Below are 19,773 nucleotides of genomic sequence, written 5' to 3' on the forward strand. Positions count from 1 at the left end.
ATTTCTATTGAAACACTTCGGAAAAAGTGATTTTGTTGATTTTATATTGTTCTTGGTATATCCCGATTAGTGACTGAATTTTGTCAGTCGCCGGAAATACGCAGTGAACATTTAAGCCTTCGAGTAGATGGTTTTCAGCCATATCCCAAAAGCTTTGGACAGAATTACAAATAACAGTACGCATAGATATTGCTCTCAATGGCAGTAGTGGCACACGTAGCTATCCCTGCACTCCCACCAAGTGGGACTTACATCACAAAAAAATCTGCAATTTGATCGAATTTTAGCCATTTATAAGAGCGTTGTAAAATAATTTATGCAATTAATTAATAGCAATCGGTTTTATATATTGTGTGGTTTTATATAGGCATGGACAAGATTTTCGATTTACGTTGAAAATTATAGAAATCTTGCTTGGACATAGGCAGAGATTCCACGCCAATTTCATGAAAACCTTGCTCGCGAAACCAGTGTAAGCTGTGTGTGGTGAGGACGAAAATCTGCTCAATGCCTTTCGACTTAGACTGTTGTTTCATATGGTTTAACAGTAATAACCCACGGTTACCATCACGGTAGTCCGGGTGAATGGCGACGCACGCCATTTCCGCCATTTTATCTTCACTATACGGATAGAGAGCGGCGCAGCCGATAATGAGGCCATCCTTTTCAATAATGGTAAATTGATGGATTTCCTGCTCAAGTTGCTCTCTCGAACGTCGAACTAGCACGCCTTCTTCTTCTAACGGTCGTATAAGGTCAAAGATGCCACCAATGTCATCGATTTCAGCCTGTCGAACTTGTTCTGCGCTGGCTTTAACGATTTGGGTACCGATACCATCAAGCGAAAAGAGTTCCTGAATGAGTGCACCGTCGATCTTATAGCTGATGAGGTGGCAACGTGGAACGCCTGCGTGACACGCGGCTTTCGATGCGCGTAAAAAGCGTAGGGTGCCACTGCTACTTTCCGGGTTACGAGCTTCGTTTACCTCGAGTTCTGTAATGATACGGTTGACTTCAGACGGGAATAATTCCGCTAATGCGTTACCATTGCTATCGAGTACTCCCTGCTCAGAGCAAAAGCCAATTAATTTATCGGCATTTAATTTTATTGCGACCTTGGTCGCCACTTCTTCTGAGAGTAAGTTGAACGTTTCACCGGTTACCGAACCGGCAACAGGGCCGAGTAACACAATGGAACCTTGGTCGAGAACGCGATTAATACCGTCGACATCAATACGGCGAACTTTACCACTGTGACAAAAATCGATGCCGTCATCGACACCAAGCGGTTGAGCGATCACAAAATTGCCACTCACAACATTGAGCTGCGTTCCAGCCATGGGCGTATTGTTTAGGCTCATGGACAAGCGTGCAGTAATATCGAGCTGCAGGCGACCCGTTGCTTGCATGACGTAGCCTAGGCCGCGTTCATCGGTAACGCGTGTACCTTTGTGATAGGGAGAGTGACACTCGTTTCGTTCGAGTAGCTCATTGATTTGCGGGCGAGCGCCGTGCACGAGAATGAGTTTGACGCCAAGACTATGCAGCAATGCGATATCGCTGATGATATTGTTGAAGTTTTTGTCGGAAAAAGCCTCGCCACCGAGCGTAATGACCATGGTCTTGTTGCGATGGGCATTAACGTATGGAGTGGACTGCCTAAATCCTTTTACTAAGGCGGTGCTACGGATTTTCACGATGGTAACCTTCTACTGACAGCCTAAGCTTGTCTGTTATTTATGTGGAAATAATGACTTTTTATTCACCCGTGTGCAAGCGGAATTTTAAGAGTAGCGAAATCAGTTAAGTAAAAAGCACGTTTGGATAGAGTTGTCGTAGCAGTTATTGGAGCAGAGGTAGATAATGCAAGGCAGTTGGATTGATCATAGAGGCTTAGGTTTATTTCGATGAAAACGTCTCAAGCGGTGAGTGCTGCGTCACCTAAAAAAAGCAGTAAGTTGTTTGAACGAGTTCTGATTTTATTGGCGATTATCGGTACTGTTGCAGTGATGAGTCTCTATCAGGATCTGGCTCAGCGCTATCAGAGCCATAGTAATCCTAAATCGTCGGTATATGGGATGTGGGTAGAGAAAGATGCCGCTTCTTACGTGAAAGATTGGTTCGAACTTGGTCAAAATGGTGTGACGATCAACCACAGAGTCGTGGCGACAAGTTTTGATTTAAAAGGGGATCTGATAACCTTTTATTCTGGTGATATTCGCTATCAGTACCAAGTGCTCAATAAAAATAAAACCCAATTGCAGCAATTATCGCCAGCGCATTACCATCCCGTGTTTGAATTGTCAGGAAAACACAAAAAAAGCCTCCGATAACCCTACGTTTTATTGCGATTTTTTAAAGAGTTTGCCATCCTGAATGCAACATCAATAAGGGATAACAATCTTGATAAAACGTATTTTACCACTGGCTTCAGTTTTACTGGTTTTTGGGTGTGCTCAACAAACGGATCGCGCACAGCAGTATCATGACCAAGAGTTCCCATCATTTTTGAACAAGACAGAAGTGATTGAGTCCAATCAACCAAGAAACTTCAATAGTTTTGAAAAACAGGCGGCCGAGGTCACCAAAAACTCACCATCTATGGCAAAAACGTATCAACCATTGTATGAACAGTTGCAAGAATGGGCGATAAAGAGTGGTGATCCCAAACAGCTAGGTGAATATGGTGTTCAGGCTGCGCAACTGGGTGGCGGTGATAAAAAAGGCAACGTTTTGTTTACCGGTTATTTCTCACCAGTTATGGAGCTTCGTCATCATCCTGATGAGAAGTTTAAATATCCGGTTTATGGTCTACCAGATTGCCAACAAGAGTGCCCAACGCGAGCGGAAATCTACGGCGGCGCTTTGAATGGTCAGGGTCTAGAGCTTGGTTATGCGGATAATCTGATTGACCCCTTTATTATGGAAGTACAAGGCAGTGGCTTTGTCCATTTTGGTGATGACGACACCTTAGAGTACTTCGCCTATGCTGGGAAAAACAACCGTGCTTATGTCAGTATTGGTCGCGTTCTGATAGAGCGTGACGAAGTGCCAAAAGAAAAAATGTCACTCAAAGCGATTAAAGATTGGGTAATGAAGCAGGACGAAAAACCCGTTCAAGCCTTGCTAGAAGAAAATACCTCTTATGTCTTTTTTGCCCCACAAAAGGCGGCGCCAGTGACGGGTACCGCCGGCATCCCACTTCAGGCGATGGCTGCAGTGGCTGGTGATCGAAGTACCTTCCCTATGGGGACACCAATTCTAGCGGAAGTGCCACTGCTTAACGCTGATGGTACGTGGAGCGGAGCACATGAACTGCGACTACTGATTGTATTGGATACCGGTGGTGCAGTGAAAGGAAATCACTTTGACTTGTATCATGGGCTAGGTGATTTCGCGGGCACTCAAGCGGGGCACTATAAGCACTTCGGTCGGGTTTGGAAGCTAGGTTTAGAGAACTCACCTTCGCAAGATCCTTGGGCGCTGTCGCCAGAAAAAAGAGCCGAAAAAAAGAAATAATTATTTGAAAAAGAGCAGCAGTTGACCTTTATAGAAAGAGTGCGTATAAATCGCACTCTTTCTTTTTTACTCATCATTAGCTAGGTAGTGTTATGCGAGAACTAAACCAACCAGCCTCCGACAATTATAATCAACGATTCGGTGGTACACGACGTCTCTATGGGCAAAGTGAGGTCGAAATACTTCGCGCTGCGCATGTATGTGTTGTGGGTATTGGTGGTGTAGGCTCGTGGGCAGTTGAAGCACTGGCGCGCACAGGAGTGGGTGAGTTAACACTTATCGATATGGATGACGTCTGTGTGACCAACATTAACCGTCAAATTCATGCCATGACGGGAACGGTTGGTCAGAGCAAAATTGAAGTGATGGCTGAGCGTGTAAAGCTGATTAATCCTGAGTGTAAAATCAACCTCATCGATGATTTTATCGAGCCAGAAAATGTCGCGGAATACATCAGCAAAGATTTCGATTATGTTCTCGATGCGATTGATAGTATGAAACCTAAAGCGGCATTATTGGCGTATTGTCGAAGTAATAAGATTAAGATCATTACGACTGGTGGTGCGGGCGGTCAGATCGATCCGACCCAAATCCAAATCGCCGATTTAACCAAAACGATTCAAGATCCCTTGGCGAAGAAGCTTAAAGACACATTGCGCCGTCATCATAATTTCCCTAAAAACCCAGCTAGGAAGTTTGGTATTGATTGCGTGTTCTCTACTGAACAATTGAAATACCCTCAAGCAGATGGCTCGGTTTGTGGCGTTAAATCAACAGCGGAGGGCCCGAAACGAATGGATTGTGCGAGTGGGTTTGGCGCTGCAACGGTTGTGACTGCGAGCTTTGGTTTTGTGGCAGTATCTAGAATTGTTGACAGATTGATTCAGAAATATCGAGCGTAGAGGGAGACAGACCATGACGGATAACCAACCTTTTGGCATTGAAATCACCGCAAGTGATATTGCTACTACGATGGCTGAACTTCACGGGTGGGAGGCGCGCTATCGTCAGGTAGTAAAGTGGGGGAAATTGCTGCCGACACTGGATGCAGACGCTAAGAAGGATCAGGTGCTGGTTTCCGGTTGTGAAAGCTCAGTCTGGTTGCACATGAGTGAAGAGGGTGGGGTTTGGCACATTGATGCGGACTCAGACGCACGTATCGTACGTGGACTAATCGCAATTGTATTAGCGGCTTATCATAATAAAACCTCTCAGCAAATTTTGGCTTTTGATATCGACGCGTACTTCGAACAGTTGAATTTAGTCAATCATCTCAGCCCGTCTCGAGGTAATGGTTTGAAAGCCATCGTCGAGACGATTAAAGTGACAGTAAACCAGTAAACCAGTAAACCAGTAAACCAGTAAACCGTATAAGTGAGGTATATTGGTTTCGCGTAAATGCGCTCTCATATTCAAAAAAACGCCATTCCAACTTCTGTTGAATGGCGTTTTTTTGTCTGGCGTATTTAAGTATTGGCAATACTATCAAAGGATATCGACACTTTTCTCCAGTGCTTCGATGAAACGGTCGACCTCTTGTAGCGTGTTGTAAATCGCAAAAGAGGCTCTAACCGTTCCTTTAACACCGAGTGCATCCATTAGAGGATGTGCGCAATGGTGCCCTGAGCGTACAGCAATGTGTTGCTGATCTAACAAGGTGGCGATGTCTTGGTGGTGGACGCCTTGCATGATGAAGGTAATGACGCTGGAACCCGGTTGATAACCGATCACCGTAATATCATCCATAGCATTAAGCGCATCGAAGGCTCTTTGTTGAAGAGCGGCGACATGCTGCTCTAGCACAGACAAGTTATACTGCTCACGCCATTGGATAGCGCAGGCAAGGGCCAATGCGCCTGCGACATTAGGCGTTCCTGCTTCAAATTTCCCCGGTAATGCAGAGAAGGTCGTTTGTGTAAAACTGACGTGCTCGACCATTTTTCCGCCGCCGTGCCATGGGGGCATAGATTCAAGCAGCGCTTGCTTGCCATACAGCACGCCAATCCCAGCTGGCGCATATAGCTTATGCCCAGAAAAAACGTAGAAATCGGCATCGAGTGCTTGGACATCGGTATGCTCATGCACAATGCCTTGCGCACCATCAATGACGACGACAGCGCGACTCTTTTCACGCGTTGCAGCAATGATTGCCTCAATAGGAAGGCGACTGCCGGTGACGTTAGTGACTTGAGCAATGGCAACAATTTTTGTACGTTCGTTGATTAACTCAGCGGCTTGCTTAGCATCAATTTGACAGTCCAGTGTCATCGGAATCTTGACGATTGATGCGCCTGTTTGTTCAGCCACAATTTGCCAAGGAACGATGTTGGCATGATGTTCTATTTCAGAGATTAGGATCTCATCACCAGGTTGAAGAGAGCTGCGTGCATAGGTCTGAGCAATGAGATTGAGTGCTTCTGTTGCTCCTCTCGTCCAAATGATCTCTTTGCTTGAAGAGGCATTGATAAAGCGTGCAACGGTGTTGCGAGCACTTTCAAAACGACTTGTTGCTTGAGCGGTGAGTGAGTGGCTACCACGATGCACGTTAGCATTTTGATTTTTGTAGTAGTCAGTTAGGCAATCGATGACCACTTGTGGTTTTTGAGTGGTCGCAGCGCTGTCTAGGTAGACGATATCTTGAGTTAACGCCGGAAACTGCTCACGGATCGCTTGGAGAATACTCATGTTCTTTTCCCCATTTCGTGATAATGTAAGGTGGGGTTTGTGACCATAGGTTCTGCCACTTGCCAGGCTTTTTCTTTGCCACATAGGGCAATAATGAGTTCGATAGAAAACTCAAGTGCTGTACCGGGTCCTTGACTGGTCATCAGGTTGTGATTGACATCGAACGTGACGCGTTTAGGTCGCCAGCACGAATCTGCGATATGTGATTGAAAGCTAGGGTGGCATGTCATGAGTGCATCCGGATATAGGTCGTGGTGAATAAGCACTAATGCTGGCGCGGCGCAGATCGCACCGAGCAATTTGCCTTCGTATTTATGCTGGCGCACCATTTCTACCAATACAACACTGTCTCTGAATACCTCAGCACCGCCAATACCGCCCGGTAGAGCAATGACATCAAACTCATCATCAGCCACATCTACTAACTTGCAGTCGGCGGTTAAGGTGATGCCTCGTGAGCCTTTCATCGTTAGGCTACCATCAAAAGCGGCGCTGGCTGTTGTCACTTGAAAGCCTGCTCTGATCATGGTGTCTATGATGGTTATGGCTTCCATTTCTTCAGTGCCAGGCGCAATAGGCACTAGTATTCGTTTAGTCATGTTTGCTCCAACTGGCTTCAATGGATTTTATTTGTTTAAAAAGCGCATTATTTACCGGGATATTAAGTTGATATTTTTCCGCAATGCTAACGACATAGCCCGTGATAAATTCAATTTCACTGGTGCGTTGTTGGTTGATATCTTGCTGCATGGAGGAGTAGTTCTGCGCAGTCTTAGTGATGACGCTGAAGACAGTTTCTTTGAGAGAAGCGTTATCTAACGTCACATCCACTTTTTCGGCACACGAGTGCGCTTCATCGATAATTTGCTCAATTTGATGGCGGTAGCGCTGCTCGGCCAGTTGCCCATTATTGCAATTTTCGAGCGCGGTTAGCGGGTTTATTGCACAGTTTATGATAAGTTTCGTCCAAAGTGCATGCTGGATGGATGGGTGCCACTTTACAGGCGAGATAGCATGATTCAGTACGTCAGATAAAAACTGGCATTGCTGTCCTTTATTATTCCAAGCGCCAATATGGGTTTCCCCTAGACCGGTGTGGTTAACATGCACCGCGCTACGTCTGAGTGCGCCGTGTGTACTAGTGCCGAGGAGTACCGGGAAGTTTGTCAGTTCTTTAGCCAGTTTGTCGACGCAGCCCATACCATTATGTAAAAACAATATCATGGTATCGGGGTGCAGTAGCGGGAGTAACGGTGATAACGCCGCTTCAACTTGCCAGGCTTTGAGTGTCACGATTAACAGGTCAGCACGCTTGAGGGCATCGAGGTTTTGATTCGCAAACTGCAACGTTGGCAAGTGATCTAATTGGATGTCGACGGTGTTATTTGAGCTTCTACCCCAAACAGAGACGTCGTGTCTGGCTTGTTTTAATTTGTACGCATACAAAGAGCCGATGGCACCGGGGCCTAGAATAGTTATGTTCACAGCAAGTAATGAGTTACGAGTAATAGGCGAAGAATAGCAAAATTATCACCAATACTCGAAAGTAACAGGCATAAAAAATGGCGCGAATGCGCCATTTTTTCGAACTTCTTCTATTGAATAGAGATTAGAAGTTATATTGCATACGGTAGATGATTGCATCACCGTAGTGCTGTTGGTTAGCACCTGACGAACCGTAAACGCCTAGCTTGTTACGGAAGTAACGGTACTGGATCGCAGCGGTAATGTTTTCAGTTGCGTGCCAGTTGAATAGTAGTGCACCGTTTAGGCCGTTTTTACCGCCTTGGTTTTGAGCGTATTCATCGTTACGGTCGAATTCGATTTCGTTCCAGTTTACGAATGAGAAATTTTGACCAAATGCGTTGAAGCCGTAACGTGCCGTCCAACCAGCCATGTAGCCGTTGTTGCCGTTAACGTTTTGGTTAGGTGAAAAGCTGTCCCAAGATGTGATGTCATGAACACCCACCCATGGTTTGAAGAACCAGTTATCACCTTGCAGCGCAGTGTAGCCAAGACCCAATACGCGGTTAGTTTCGCTTTGGTTAGGGTTATCATGGTGATATACCTGACCGTATAGAGATACACCAGAGTCGCCTAGGTAAACGTGCGCAGAACCTTTAATAGAGTTCTTTTGCTCAGATGAGCTCTTTTCAACACTTTCACGATCGTAGAAACCGTATAGCTCACCCCAAGTAAAGCCTGCACCACCTTCGATACCTAGCACGAATTGGTTACGACCACGACCATCGTTGCCATCTTCAATTGAGTTAGGACCGTGGTCCCAGCTTTGGTGATCAAGATAAACACCACCGAAACCGTATAGATATTCTGCTGAAGCTGGAACTGATGCCACTGCTGCAACAACGCCAAGAGCTAAAAGTGATTTACGCATAATGAGATCTACTCTTTTTAAAGTTGTACTGAAAAATTGGTCGCTTTCCGTGCGAACTCATCCGATGGGGGTGCATGATAGCGATTTGTATCGCAAAGTAAATGTGCAACGTCGCAAACGGTTGCTAAATATTGAGAGTGCTATCACATTTATTGAAGGTTTAAGGGAACTTTTATGAATTGCATACAAATCAACCAATGCTGCGCATCTTTTTGTTAACAATGACGTTAAAATTGCTAACAATATTCTATGCGTTGATCGAATCTCCTGATAGCAGCGTAAAAACGTTGTGCATATCGATAAGGAGCCTGAATGTCTCAAATTATGTTATTTCCGCTAGGGTCGATTGTTCTACCTGAAGGGAAAATGAAATTACGAATCTTCGAACCACGCTATAAGCGGATGGTAGCTCAGTGTTTGAAAGAGAGTTCTGGCTTTGGAATGTGTTTGATTGATGAGGATGGGGGGCGCCCACCGGGCAATGTGACGCAGACAGGGACATTCGTTAGTATCGTTGACTTTGAAGTATTGGAAGGTGACATACTGGGTATCACTGTTTCAGGCATTAAACGTTTTTTAATTAACAGTGTTGTTAGCGAGTATGACGGCCTGCGACTAGCTAATGTCAATTGGCTACCGTCATGGCAACCCCAAACATTAAGCCGACAACAAGAATATATTGGTGAACGACTGCAAGAAGTTTACAAAGCTTTTCCTGTGCTGGAATCGCTTTATTTGCATTGTTTTTATGACGACGCAACTTGGGTTAGCCAGAGATGGTTAGAAGTCTTGCCCGTATCTTGCCAAGAATTTGAGCAGTTAGTGGCTCAGCCTGACTGTGAGGCTATGCTGAGTTTTATAGAGCAAGCCATAATGAAGCATGGCCTAATTGAATCTAAGCCAAATAGTTAATAGCTTAGTGTGCCAATATCAGTGGTAAAAATGTTCGCATGACTTTTGTTGTGATCCATTGTTTAAACCGTGCGTACACTGTACTAATGACGTAATGCAACTAACCTAGGATTTTGTCTATGATTGCAGACGACTCAGAAACACTTAGCAAGCAAGAGTGGAACGAGTGTATGGCTAAGATTAAGTCGCGAGATAAGCAAGCCTACGCCATGCTTTTTCACTATTACTCCCCAAGATTGAAGCAATTTGCTTTTCGTTATATCGGCAATGATCAGATTGCGATTGAAATCGTGCAAGAAGCGATGGCGGCGGTTTGGCAGAAAGCGCACTTATTCGACGCTCAGAAAAGTGCGGTATCAACGTGGATATACACAATAACTCGGAACCTGTGCTTCGATATGCTGCGTAAGCAGAAAGGGAAGGAATTGCATGTGCGGGCTGATGACATATGGCCAACAGATTATTGCCCGCCGGACTTTGTCGATCATTACTCGCCTGAGACTGATAGGTTAAAAGAGCAGATTATTCATTTTCTTGATAGCTTGCCCAAATCACAAAGGGACGTTGTTAGGGCGGTATATTTGCAGGATTTACCCCATCAAGAAGTAGCAGATATGTACGACATCCCCCTTGGCACCGTGAAGTCTCGCTTGAGACTAGCCGTGGAAAAATTACGACTCTCCATGGAGGAGCATTGATATGGCTTACCATCCAGATGATACTTTACTTTCTCTCTACGCCAATGGAGAGATAGACACGGCAAGAGGTGTTGCTATTGCTGTGCATCTTGAATCGTGTAGTCGATGTAGCGAACGCGTGACTGAATTGGAAGCGATTGCCGCAAACGCATTGACAGAGTCACCGCTAGATAGCACTGAACGTAATACCAAATCTGAGATCGAAACCCAGCGTGTGTTTGAAAATATGCTCGAGGATATTATGTCTTTAGATGTGGATTTTTCCTCACCAAAACCTCGCCCTGCTGCTGAAGTAAAAGTTAATGATAAAACATTTTTAGTCCCAGCTTCCTTAAGGCCGATTGTAGAGCGGATGGGAGAGTGGCGAAGTTACGGCGGTAAAGTCTTTACCTCAAACGCCGATCTGGGTGAAGATTACCGAGTGAGCCTTTTATACATTACTGAAGGTGTACAAGTTCCTCAGCATACGCATAAAGGGATAGAGTCCACTTTAGTGCTCCATGGCGCATTTAGTGATGAGCAGGGTTATTATCAGCAAGGTGACTACGTAGAAGAAAACGAAGATACGAAACATTCTCCCCAAACGATGGAAGGACAAGACTGTTTGTGCTTGTCTATTTTGACTCAGCCATTGGTATTTACTCAGGGCGTTGCAAGGCTATTTAACCGCTTTGGTAAGGGAATGTATCCTTAGAGTAGTAAGGTTGCTGCTGCTCAGCTTCTAACGATTTGCTAGGGCGTTAGATGTTGCAAAAAATACTCCCCCTATGCGGCAAGTATAGGGGGAGTATTTTATATCAGTCAGTATATGTTCGAAAACTACTTTGGCGCGCAGTCCCTTTCTTTTGCTTTAGTCAGTAAGTCATTAAAATAGTGCCTTAGCGAATAGAGCATAATTAGGCTTGGTATGACCATCAGTGAGGTGATAATAAAGAACAGGCTCCAATCATTGAGCATATCGACCAGTTCGCCACTGAACGAAGCCAATGTTGTTCGTCCAAAATTCCCTAGCGATGCTAAGAGGGCGTATTGTGTGGCGGAGAAAGCTTGCCCGGTCAAAATAGTCAAGAACGAGACAAACGCCACGGTGGAGAACGCAGTTGTAAAGTTATCGACGATGATCGTCGCTAAGAAAAGATGCTCGTTAGGCCCTACTTGAGCGATCCAAGCAAACATAAGGTTACTCGCACTCATGGCAATTCCGCCAATCATAAGACCTTTGACGATTCCAAATCGTACATTAAACATGCTGCCTAGCAGTGTGAAAGCAATGGTGGCTCCCCATCCAATGAGCTTAGAATAATAACCAATTTGTTCATTGCTAAAGCCAATTTCTTTGTAAAACGGGATGGACATTCTGCCCAAAAAGGCTTCACCAATTTTGAATAGGAATACAAATAGCAGCAGGGTTGCCGCCACTCTTACGCCGTTGCTGCGGAAGAAATCAAGAAAGGGCTCGATGACGGTGACACTAAGCCAAGCGAGAACTTTGTTGTCTACCACCTTCTGATGGCGCTGCTCCGCTTGCGCTTGCAGTGCGTCCCGATCCGTTTTTGGTTCACCTACCAATAGGGTGAACATCATGAGGACACCGACAATAATAGCCATGCCATAATACACGCCATTCCAGCCCATACTATCGGCATTAACGAAAGCCAAATAGCCAGGGAGAGAGTACCCTGTCCACCAACCTATTACGGCCATCGCAGAAGCTTGAGGCAGTTTATTGGATTGAGATTTTGGGAACGTATCGATTCTAAAGGCGTCGACGGCTATGTCTTGAGTAGACGAAGCAATGGCTATACCTAACGCCAATAGCGACGTGAGCATTAGGTTTTCCGCTGGATTCACACCCGCAATCAATAATGTACAAATTAACATTAAAGATTGGCATAAAAAGATCCAGCTGCGTCGTTGTCCAAGCGTACGGTATAATATAGGGAGTCGAACGCGGTCGACAAGAGGAGCCCATAAAAAGTTAATGGCGTACACAGCAAAGACCGAGCCAAAGTAACCGATTGCGGTACGAGTGAGTCCGGCATCTTTCAGCCAGCCTGACATATTGGAACCAATTAATACCCATGGGAAACCACTAGAACAGCCGAGCATAAACACCCAGAGTAGACGTTTATCCCAATAGCTTCTGATTGTATCTTGCCATGTCATTTTCTGTTCCACAGAGGTGCTCCTCACCTAAAAAGAAAAAGAGAGAGCGAACTCTCTCTGTTGATTGGTTTATGGAAGGCGTTCAATTTTAGTAATGACAATGGGGTCCATTGGTACATCACGCATGCCACGCACCGTGCGAGTTGGTTTTTGCGACATTTTTTTCACCACATCAAACCCTTCGGTTACCTTACCAAATACCGCATAGCCGGGGTTTGATACGCTGTAATTGAGAAAATCATTGTCGGCGTAGTTGATAAAAAACTGACGCGTCGCGGAGTCTGGGTCTTGAGTACGTGCCATAGCGATAGTTGCTATGTCATTATCAAGACCGTTTGCCGCTTCATTTTGAATCGCTTTATTGACAGGTAGTCGATTAAATTTCTCATCAAAGCCGCCACCTTGAGCCATAAAACCAGGAATAACGCGATGAAATTGACTATTTACGTAACTGCCATCATCAACGTAGCGTAGGAAATTGGCGACACTCACTGGCGCTTTTTCTTCATTTAGCTCAACGGTGAAAGAGCCGATATTGGTGTCAACCTGTACGGTTGGTGCTGCAAAAACGGTGGCAGACATTAAAGCCAGTGTTGAAATTAGAGTTCTCATCATTAGAAACGTTCCTTCATGTAATCAACCAGTTCAGCGTCGTTCGAAATTTCCTTAAGGACAAGGTTAACAGTATCGTTGAGGACGGTTTCAATATCATCGTTTGATGCGCTCATTAGCCCAGAACGCGTGGCCTTGCCCGTATACGTTTTGACTAATTTACCTTTGCTGTTTTCAACCGTTAGCTCTACAACAACGTTGGCAGCCATATCATTTTCCATAACGGTGTGTTTGACGGAGACGAGGGCTTCTTGAATCTCTACTTTTATGGTATTTGGACTATTTACAGTGACTTTATAGCCTTGAGAGGAAAATTGCTGAACCAATGCGTTCTCAATGCCAATACGAACATTTTGTCGTGTGTGAATAGGCGTGATATTGGCGCGTCCATTATCCATTAACGCGACATATTGCGCAGTACGCACATCTTGGCTAGAAAGTGACATGGTTTTGCCTTCGACAATTTTTGCCGCGCTAGTGGCGGCTTGTGGAGCAAAATTGATTTGTTCTTGTTTTGGGCTTGCACAACCAGCTAATAAGACGATGGTTGCGGCTAAAACGAGCTTTTTCATTCTTAATTCCTTTTTACACTCATCAATACGATGAGTCAGCACTTGTCAGCGCAATACTGGGGTGCGTGCACTGACGAAATTCTATCTGATAACGTATAGTGTCGTTAGCGTATTCACTAACTATGACGATAACTTTACTTAGTCGCCTGTAAAATAACAAATTTAGCATTAGTCGCGACAAGTTTGACCTGCCGCTTACCAAACAATTTCTCTAGTTTTTTATCGTAGCCTAGGTGGCGGTTTCCGATAACTAATAACTCGCCACCAGTCCGAAGAACATGCTTTGCGTCACAGAACATTTGCCATGCGATATGATCAGTGATGGCTTGTTGCTGGTGAAACGGAGGATTACAGACAACGAGATCTTGCGACTCTGCGCTGAAACCGTCTAGGCAGTTATTGGCAACGAATCGAGCTTTCTCAATCGATAAGCGATTTAGCGATACATTGTTTTTTGCTGACTCAACCGCCATGTAGCTCTCATCAACAGAGGTAATAGTGGCTTCTGGATTGAGTAGTCTGAGCTTGACCGACAGGACGCCATTACCACAGCCTAAATCAACAATATCTCGGTACTTTGTGTGGCTTGGAAGGTGCGGTAAGAAAAAGCGAGCGCCAAGGTCGAGACTTTCCCCTGAGTACACGTTGGGCAAGTTTGATAGCGTCATAGACTCTTCTTCTACCTGCCAAGTGGTATACGGATCGACATGAGGTGGGTTTGGCTGATCACCAACACTAAAGACTAAGCGGTGCTTTTTCCATGCCAAAGAGGTGGTCGTATGACCAAGGTGCCTCTCGAATAATTTCAGCGTTGAACTGTGGATTTCCTTGGCTCTATTTACCGCTATGACCTGACAGGTATCACCATACAAAGCGCGAATTTGACTTAATTGCCAAGTCAGGTAGCGGTTATTACGCGGTATTTGCATAATGATTAGATTGACGTTTTTCGGCCAGTTATCAACGGAGGCGATAACATTTATCTCGGCACAGTGATTATGAGCAAGATTGGCATGTATGCCTTGCTGGGAAATGAAAGAGTCACTAACGGTCGTCACGATGTGGTGGGAAGACAACCAACAACTCAATGCGCCGAAATTGTCATTCAGCACTAAAATATGCTGGTCACGATTGAGGTTTTGTTCTTCAATATGGGTAATCAAATATTCATCGCCTGCATCCCATGCCTGAAGCTTTTCGTTATTAAGCTTTGGATAGCGATACAGTTCGAGTGTGCGGCCGAGCAGGGAAAGTTCAGTTTTCATAATGATGAGATTTAGTGATTATCGCTGTATTTTGACAAAAACTCGCGCCAATAGCCAAAGAGAATACGGTTTAAGGGGAGATTATTGATTAAGTAAAGGATATACTTTACCGACAATGTCATAATAATAACCCTGCTTAAGGAAGTCAGATGATTCAACAAACCATCGAGCAGAAACTTAATCTAGCGTTTGCCCCTACGTTTCTAGATGTCATTAATGAAAGCTACATGCATAACGTCCCGCCAGGTTCAGAGAGTCACTTTAAGGTTGTCGTTGTTAGTGATGCATTTTTAGGCGATCGATTGATCGCTCGCCATCGTAAAATAAATACCGCTCTAGCTGAGGAGCTAGCCGGTATGATCCATGCCCTTGCTATTCACACTTATACCCCTCAAGAGTGGAATGACAAAAACCAGCAATCTCCAAATAGTCCAGATTGCGCTGGTGGTGGCAAATAGTTACATTTTTGTACAGTTAAGCCTGTCGATTTAGCGATGAATAACATTTTTTATAGCTGGTATTAGTCCTGTTAATGGAAGCTGGCGTCTCGCTCGAAACACTAGCCCTTAAGGGGTATTTTCTTAACAGTGTTTCAACATGTTTTTGAATGAAGGTGGTTTAAGTTCAATTGTTTCATTTTGTGAATGAATTAACTGCTTAATTTTAATAGACTTAATAACGCTTTGTGCGATACGTCAAAGTTATCAATATTGATAAGCGCTGCAATAGCAAAACTTTCGAAATAATAAGGTTATTGCAGGGATTCATCATGGCATCCACTTTGCAAAAGATGTTAAACTACCGCACCAGACAAATCTCGCTGTGATTTCACAGTGAGATTGTTAATGTGATGTTGCTGTCTTGGTGTTTAAAACGCTGAGGCGAGACACCTCAATGTCGTGTCTAAATGTTACGCAATAAAAAGAATCTTTTTCCCGATAAAAGTAGTGCAAGTGCGTATGATTACAATAAAAAAGGGTTTGGACCTTCCTATTGCAGGAACTCCATCCCAGGTGATTAATGATGGTAAGTCCATCACTAAAGTCGCCTTGCTTGGCGAAGAGTACGTGGGTATGCGTCCAACAATGCATGCTCGTGTAGGCGATGAAGTAAAGAAAGGTCAGGTTGTTTTTGAAGACAAAAAGAACCCTGGCGTTATGTTTACTTCACCAGCAAGCGGTAAAGTTATCGAAGTGAACCGTGGTGAAAAACGCGTACTTCAATCTGTAGTGATTGAAGTAAGTGGCAACGACCAAGTGACATTCGAAAGTTACACAGCAGACCAACTAGCAGGGCTTGATCGCGCGACGATCACAAACCAGCTTGTTGCTTCTGGTATGTGGACAGCTTTACGTACTCGACCGTTTAGCAAGGTACCCGCGATTGATTCAACAACTCAGGCGATTTTCGTCACAGCAATGGATACTAATCCGTTAGCGGCTGAACCTGAATTGATCATCAATGAACAGAAAGAGGCATTCGTAGCTGGCCTTGACCTTCTCTCTAAATTGACAGATGGCAAGGTATACGTGTGTAAGAAAGGCACCAGTCTTCCTCGTTCAACTCAGCCTAATGTAGAAGAGCACGTTTTCGACGGTCTGCACCCAGCAGGTCTCGTGGGCACTCACATGCATTACCTTTACCCAGTTAATGCGGAAACGGTAGCATGGAGCATTAATTATCAAGACGTTATTGCGTTTGGTAAGCTGTTCACTACAGGTGAAATCTTCACCGACCGTGTTATCTCTCTTGCAGGTCCTGTAGTAAACAATCCTCGTTTAATTCGTACTCAGCTAGGTGCTAGTCTAGAAGAGGTTACGGATAACGAATTGATGCCGGGTGAAGTTAGAGTTATCTCTGGTTCTGTACTGTCAGGTACACATGCTAAAGGTCCTCATGCTTACCTAGGTCGCTATCACCAACAAGTTTCTGTTTTACGCGAAGGTCGTGAGAAGGAATTGTTTGGTTGGGCTGTACCGGGTAAAAACAAGTTCTCTATTACTCGTTCATTCTTAAGCCATGTGTTTAAAGGTCAGTTGTTTAACATGACAACGACAACGAATGGTAGTGACCGTGCAATGGTACCTATCGGCAACTACGAAAAAGTACTGCCTTTAGATATGGAACCAACGTTACTTCTTCGCGATTTATGTGCTGGCGATATCGACAGTGCACAACGCCTTGGTGCTCTAGAGCTAGATGAAGAAGATTTGGCGCTATGTACCTTTGTTTGTCCAGGTAAGTACGAATATGGTCAACTCCTACGTGAGTGCCTAGACAAAATTGAGAAGGAAGGGTAATTCATGCTTAAGAAATTCCTTGAGGATATCGAGCATCACTTTGAGCCAGGTGGCAAACACGAGAAGTGGTTTGCTCTGTATGAAGCAGCGGCGACGTTGTTCTACACACCAGGCTTGGTGACACAGCGTAGCTCGCACGTTCGTGATAGCGTCGACTTGAAGCGTATCATGATCATGGTTTGGTTTGCGGTATTCCCAGCAGTATTCTGGGGTATGTACAACTCAGGCAACCAAGCTATCATGGCGCTTAACCACATGTATGCTGGCGCAGAACTTGCGAACATCATCGATGGCAACTGGCATTACTGGCTAACTCAAGCTATTGGCGGCACTTTAGGGGCCGACGCAGGTTGGGGCAGTAAGATGCTACTTGGTGCCACATACTTCCTACCAATCTACGCAACCGTGTTTATTGTTGGTGGTTTCTGGGAAGTGTTGTTCTGTATGGTACGTAAACATGAGGTTAACGAAGGTTTCTTCGTGACATCAATCTTGTTTGCTTTGATTGTCCCACCAACTCTTCCGCTTTGGCAGGCAGCCCTAGGTATTACCTTTGGTGTTGTTGTCGCAAAAGAAATCTTTGGTGGTACTGGTCGTAACTTCCTTAACCCTGCATTGGCAGGTCGTGCATTCCTATTCTTTGCTTACCCTGCTCAAATCTCGGGTGACGTAGTATGGGTCGCGGCTGATGGCTTCTCAGGTGCTACTGCACTGAGCCAATGGGCACAAGGCGGCGAAGGCGCACTACTGAACAACATTACTGGTCAAACAATCACTTGGATGGACGCTTTCATCGGTAACATTCCAGGGTCAATTGGTGAAGTGTCGACACTTGCACTGATGATTGGTGCAGCAATGATTGTTTACATGGGCATTGCGTCATGGCGCATTATCGCCGGTGTAATGATCGGTATGATAGCCGTTGCAACCTTGTTCAATGTTGTAGGCTCTGACACCAACGCTATGTTTGCAATGCCTTGGCATTGGCACCTTGTCTTGGGTGGCTTCGCATTCGGTATGTTCTTCATGGCCACGGATCCAGTATCTGCATCATTTACCGACAAAGGTAAATGGGGGTACGGTATTTTGATTGGCGCGATGTGTGTCATGATTCGTGTGGTTAACCCAGCGTATCCAGAAGGTATGATGTTAGCGATCTTATTCGCCAACTTGTTTGCCCCTCTGTTTGACCACGTGGTTATTGAGAAAAACATCAAACGGAGACTAGCGCGCTATGGCAAGTAATAACGATAGCATTAAAAAAACGCTGTTTGTTGTTATCGCATTGAGCTTAGTGTGCTCAATCGTTGTATCAACAGCGGCTGTTGGCCTACGTGATAAGCAGCAAGCTAATGCGGTTTTAGATAAACAAAGCAAGATTGTTGATGTTGCTGGTATTCAAGCGGAGGGGACAGTCCCTGAGCTGTTTGCTGAGTACATTGAACCTCGTTTGGTTGATTTTGATACCGGTGAATTTGTTGACAAAGTTGGCAATGATGACGCTGCAACTTACGACCAACGTAAAGCGTCAAAAGTACCATCAGAATCTATCCGTTTAACGGCAGAACAAGATAAAGCGAAGATCATTCGTCGTGCTAACGTGGGTACTATCTATCTTGTTAAGCAAGACGGTAAGGTAACGAGCTTTATTCTACCTGTTCATGGTAATGGTCTATGGTCAATGATGTACGCGTTTGTAGCGGTACAAACTGACGGTAACACAGTGAACGGTATTACTTACTACGAGCAAGGTGAGACTCCTGGACTGGGTGGCGAAGTTGAAAACCCAACTTGGCGTGATCAGTTTGTTGGTAAGAAGCTATTTGATGAAAACCATAAGCCAGCTATCAAAGTGGTGAAAGGTGGTGCTCCTGCTGGTTCAGAGCATGGCGTAGATGGCCTATCTGGTGCCACGTTGACAAGTAACGGCGTTCAAAACACATTTGACTTTTGGTTAGGTGATATGGGCTTTGGTCCTTTCCTAACGAAGGTTCGTGACGGAGGTCTGAACTAATGTCTGATGCTAAAGAAATGAAAAAGAGCCTGTTTGCACCGGTGTTGGATAACAACCCGATTGCACTTCAAGTTCTAGGTGTGTGTTCTGCACTCGCCGTAACGACGAAATTAGAGACAGCATTTGTAATGACACTGGCGGTAATTTTCGTTACTGCATTGTCTAACTTGTTCGTTTCGCTTATTCGTAACCATATGCCAAACAGTGTGCGTATCATCGTACAAATGGCGATCATCGCCTCTTTGGTAATCGTTGTTGACCAAATCTTGAAAGCGTATCTTTACGATATCTCTAAGCAGCTTTCAGTATTTGTAAGCTTGATCATTACGAACTGTATCGTAATGGGTCGTGCGGAAGCGTTTGCAATGAAATCAGCGCCACTGCCGTCATTCATCGATGGTATTGGTAATGGTCTTGGCTATGGTTTTGTACTGATGACAGTTGCATTTTTCCGTGAACTACTAGGTTCTGGCAAACTGTTTGGTGTTGAAGTACTTCCACTGGTATCTAACGGTGGCTGGTATCAACCAAATGGTCTGATGCTTCTAGCACCATCAGCATTCTTCTTAATTGGTTTTATGATTTGGGCTATCCGTATCCTTAAACCAGAACAAGTAGAAGCGAAGGAGTAAGGT

Annotated in this window: 22 protein-coding genes; 12 read left to right on the forward strand and 10 right to left on the reverse strand. The window is 44.8% G+C overall.

The window, feature by feature from the left end; all coding sequences use genetic code 11:
* Positions 1-4 precede the first annotated feature (4 nt).
* Positions 5-184, reverse strand: a complete 180-nt coding sequence (locus tag L4D05_RS02240; RefSeq protein WP_428792906.1) for a hypothetical protein — start codon at positions 182-184, stop codon at positions 5-7.
* 175 nt (positions 185-359) lie between these two features.
* Positions 360-1,697 (reverse strand): amino-acid N-acetyltransferase, encoded by a 1,338-nt coding sequence (argA, locus tag L4D05_RS02245; protein WP_428792907.1) that lies wholly within the window; start codon positions 1,695-1,697, stop codon positions 360-362.
* 210 nt (positions 1,698-1,907) lie between these two features.
* Here argA and L4D05_RS02250 point away from each other — a divergent pair, with 210 nt between their 5' ends.
* From L4D05_RS02250 to L4D05_RS02265, 4 genes are all read left to right on the forward strand, one after another.
* The gene (locus L4D05_RS02250) at positions 1,908-2,333 is read left to right on the forward strand and encodes a DUF2850 domain-containing protein (protein ID WP_428792908.1); all 426 of its coding nucleotides are present in this window, start codon (positions 1,908-1,910) and stop codon (positions 2,331-2,333) included.
* A gap of 70 nt (positions 2,334-2,403) precedes the next feature.
* Complete coding sequence (mltA, locus tag L4D05_RS02255) at positions 2,404-3,519, forward strand: murein transglycosylase A (RefSeq protein WP_428792909.1); 1,116 nt, start codon at positions 2,404-2,406, stop codon at positions 3,517-3,519.
* 92 nt (positions 3,520-3,611) lie between these two features.
* Complete coding sequence (gene tcdA / locus L4D05_RS02260; protein ID WP_428750570.1) at positions 3,612-4,421, forward strand: tRNA cyclic N6-threonylcarbamoyladenosine(37) synthase TcdA; 810 nt, start codon at positions 3,612-3,614, stop codon at positions 4,419-4,421.
* 13 nt (positions 4,422-4,434) lie between these two features.
* On the forward strand, positions 4,435-4,860 hold the full coding sequence (locus L4D05_RS02265; protein ID WP_428792910.1) for a SufE family protein: 426 nt from the start codon (positions 4,435-4,437) through the stop codon (positions 4,858-4,860).
* 144 nt (positions 4,861-5,004) lie between these two features.
* Here L4D05_RS02265 and csdA read toward each other — a convergent pair whose 3' ends face one another.
* The 4 genes from csdA to L4D05_RS02285 all read right to left on the reverse strand — a co-directional run bounded on the left by csdA (position 5,005) and on the right by L4D05_RS02285 (position 8,599).
* Entirely contained in the window at positions 5,005-6,204 is a 1,200-nt protein-coding gene (csdA, locus tag L4D05_RS02270) for a cysteine desulfurase CsdA (protein WP_428792911.1), read from the reverse strand.
* The gene (locus L4D05_RS02275) at positions 6,201-6,803 is read right to left on the reverse strand and encodes a DJ-1 family glyoxalase III (RefSeq protein ID WP_428792912.1); all 603 of its coding nucleotides are present in this window, start codon (positions 6,801-6,803) and stop codon (positions 6,201-6,203) included. The genes csdA and L4D05_RS02275 overlap by 4 nt, the downstream gene beginning before the upstream one ends.
* Positions 6,796-7,689: a 2-dehydropantoate 2-reductase gene (gene panE / locus L4D05_RS02280; RefSeq protein ID WP_428792913.1), complete on the reverse strand. Its 894-nt coding sequence runs from the start codon at positions 7,687-7,689 to the stop codon at positions 6,796-6,798. Before panE ends, L4D05_RS02275 begins: the two co-directional genes overlap by 8 nt.
* Positions 7,690-7,813: 124 nt before the next feature.
* Positions 7,814-8,599, reverse strand: coding sequence for an outer membrane protein OmpK (locus L4D05_RS02285; protein WP_428792914.1), 786 nt, complete (start codon positions 8,597-8,599; stop codon positions 7,814-7,816).
* A 312-nt stretch (positions 8,600-8,911) separates the two neighbouring features.
* Here L4D05_RS02285 and L4D05_RS02290 point away from each other — a divergent pair, with 312 nt between their 5' ends.
* The 3 genes from L4D05_RS02290 (at position 8,912) to L4D05_RS02300 (ending at position 10,903) form a co-directional block, all read left to right on the forward strand.
* Positions 8,912-9,511: an LON peptidase substrate-binding domain-containing protein gene (locus tag L4D05_RS02290; protein ID WP_428750576.1), complete on the forward strand. Its 600-nt coding sequence runs from the start codon at positions 8,912-8,914 to the stop codon at positions 9,509-9,511.
* Positions 9,512-9,630: 119 nt separating this feature from the next.
* Entirely contained in the window at positions 9,631-10,209 is a 579-nt protein-coding gene (locus tag L4D05_RS02295; protein ID WP_428750577.1) for a sigma-70 family RNA polymerase sigma factor, read from the forward strand.
* A gap of 1 nt (position 10,210) precedes the next feature.
* A complete protein-coding gene (locus tag L4D05_RS02300) occupies positions 10,211-10,903 on the forward strand; it encodes a ChrR family anti-sigma-E factor (RefSeq protein ID WP_428750578.1) in 693 nt (230 codons plus the stop codon).
* 125 nt (positions 10,904-11,028) lie between these two features.
* Here the strand turns inward: L4D05_RS02300 and L4D05_RS02305 are convergent, their stop codons facing one another.
* The 4 genes from L4D05_RS02305 to L4D05_RS02320 all read right to left on the reverse strand — a co-directional run bounded on the left by L4D05_RS02305 (position 11,029) and on the right by L4D05_RS02320 (position 14,824).
* Positions 11,029-12,375 carry an AmpG family muropeptide MFS transporter gene (locus L4D05_RS02305; protein WP_428750675.1) on the reverse strand — a complete coding sequence of 449 codons (1,347 nt, stop codon included), beginning with the start codon at positions 12,373-12,375 and terminating at the stop codon, positions 11,029-11,031.
* A 69-nt stretch (positions 12,376-12,444) separates the two neighbouring features.
* Positions 12,445-12,990 carry a peptidylprolyl isomerase gene (locus tag L4D05_RS02310; protein ID WP_428792915.1) on the reverse strand — a complete coding sequence of 182 codons (546 nt, stop codon included), beginning with the start codon at positions 12,988-12,990 and terminating at the stop codon, positions 12,445-12,447.
* Positions 12,990-13,559 (reverse strand): YajG family lipoprotein, encoded by a 570-nt coding sequence (locus L4D05_RS02315; protein WP_428792916.1) that lies wholly within the window; start codon positions 13,557-13,559, stop codon positions 12,990-12,992. Before L4D05_RS02315 ends, L4D05_RS02310 begins: the two co-directional genes overlap by 1 nt.
* A gap of 134 nt (positions 13,560-13,693) precedes the next feature.
* The gene (locus tag L4D05_RS02320; RefSeq protein WP_428792917.1) at positions 13,694-14,824 is read right to left on the reverse strand and encodes a methyltransferase; all 1,131 of its coding nucleotides are present in this window, start codon (positions 14,822-14,824) and stop codon (positions 13,694-13,696) included.
* A 149-nt stretch (positions 14,825-14,973) separates the two neighbouring features.
* Between L4D05_RS02320 and bolA the strand changes: the two genes are divergently transcribed.
* From bolA to L4D05_RS02345, 5 genes are all read left to right on the forward strand, one after another.
* Positions 14,974-15,282 carry a transcriptional regulator BolA gene (gene bolA / locus L4D05_RS02325; RefSeq protein WP_428750581.1) on the forward strand — a complete coding sequence of 103 codons (309 nt, stop codon included), beginning with the start codon at positions 14,974-14,976 and terminating at the stop codon, positions 15,280-15,282.
* Between the two features lie 501 nt (positions 15,283-15,783).
* Positions 15,784-17,124: a Na(+)-translocating NADH-quinone reductase subunit A gene (locus L4D05_RS02330; RefSeq protein WP_428750582.1), complete on the forward strand. Its 1,341-nt coding sequence runs from the start codon at positions 15,784-15,786 to the stop codon at positions 17,122-17,124.
* A gap of 3 nt (positions 17,125-17,127) precedes the next feature.
* Positions 17,128-18,369 carry an NADH:ubiquinone reductase (Na(+)-transporting) subunit B gene (locus L4D05_RS02335; protein ID WP_428750583.1) on the forward strand — a complete coding sequence of 414 codons (1,242 nt, stop codon included), beginning with the start codon at positions 17,128-17,130 and terminating at the stop codon, positions 18,367-18,369.
* Positions 18,359-19,138: a Na(+)-translocating NADH-quinone reductase subunit C gene (locus tag L4D05_RS02340; RefSeq protein WP_428750584.1), complete on the forward strand. Its 780-nt coding sequence runs from the start codon at positions 18,359-18,361 to the stop codon at positions 19,136-19,138. The genes L4D05_RS02335 and L4D05_RS02340 overlap by 11 nt, the downstream gene beginning before the upstream one ends.
* Positions 19,138-19,770 carry an NADH:ubiquinone reductase (Na(+)-transporting) subunit D gene (locus L4D05_RS02345; RefSeq protein WP_244358056.1) on the forward strand — a complete coding sequence of 211 codons (633 nt, stop codon included), beginning with the start codon at positions 19,138-19,140 and terminating at the stop codon, positions 19,768-19,770. The genes L4D05_RS02340 and L4D05_RS02345 overlap by 1 nt, the downstream gene beginning before the upstream one ends.
* The last annotated feature ends 3 nt before the right edge of the window (positions 19,771-19,773 follow it).

The sequence above is a fragment of the Vibrio nomapromontoriensis genome (assembly GCF_050337205.1).
In the GTDB taxonomy this organism is placed as follows: Bacteria; Pseudomonadota; Gammaproteobacteria; order Enterobacterales; family Vibrionaceae; genus Vibrio; species Vibrio nomapromontoriensis.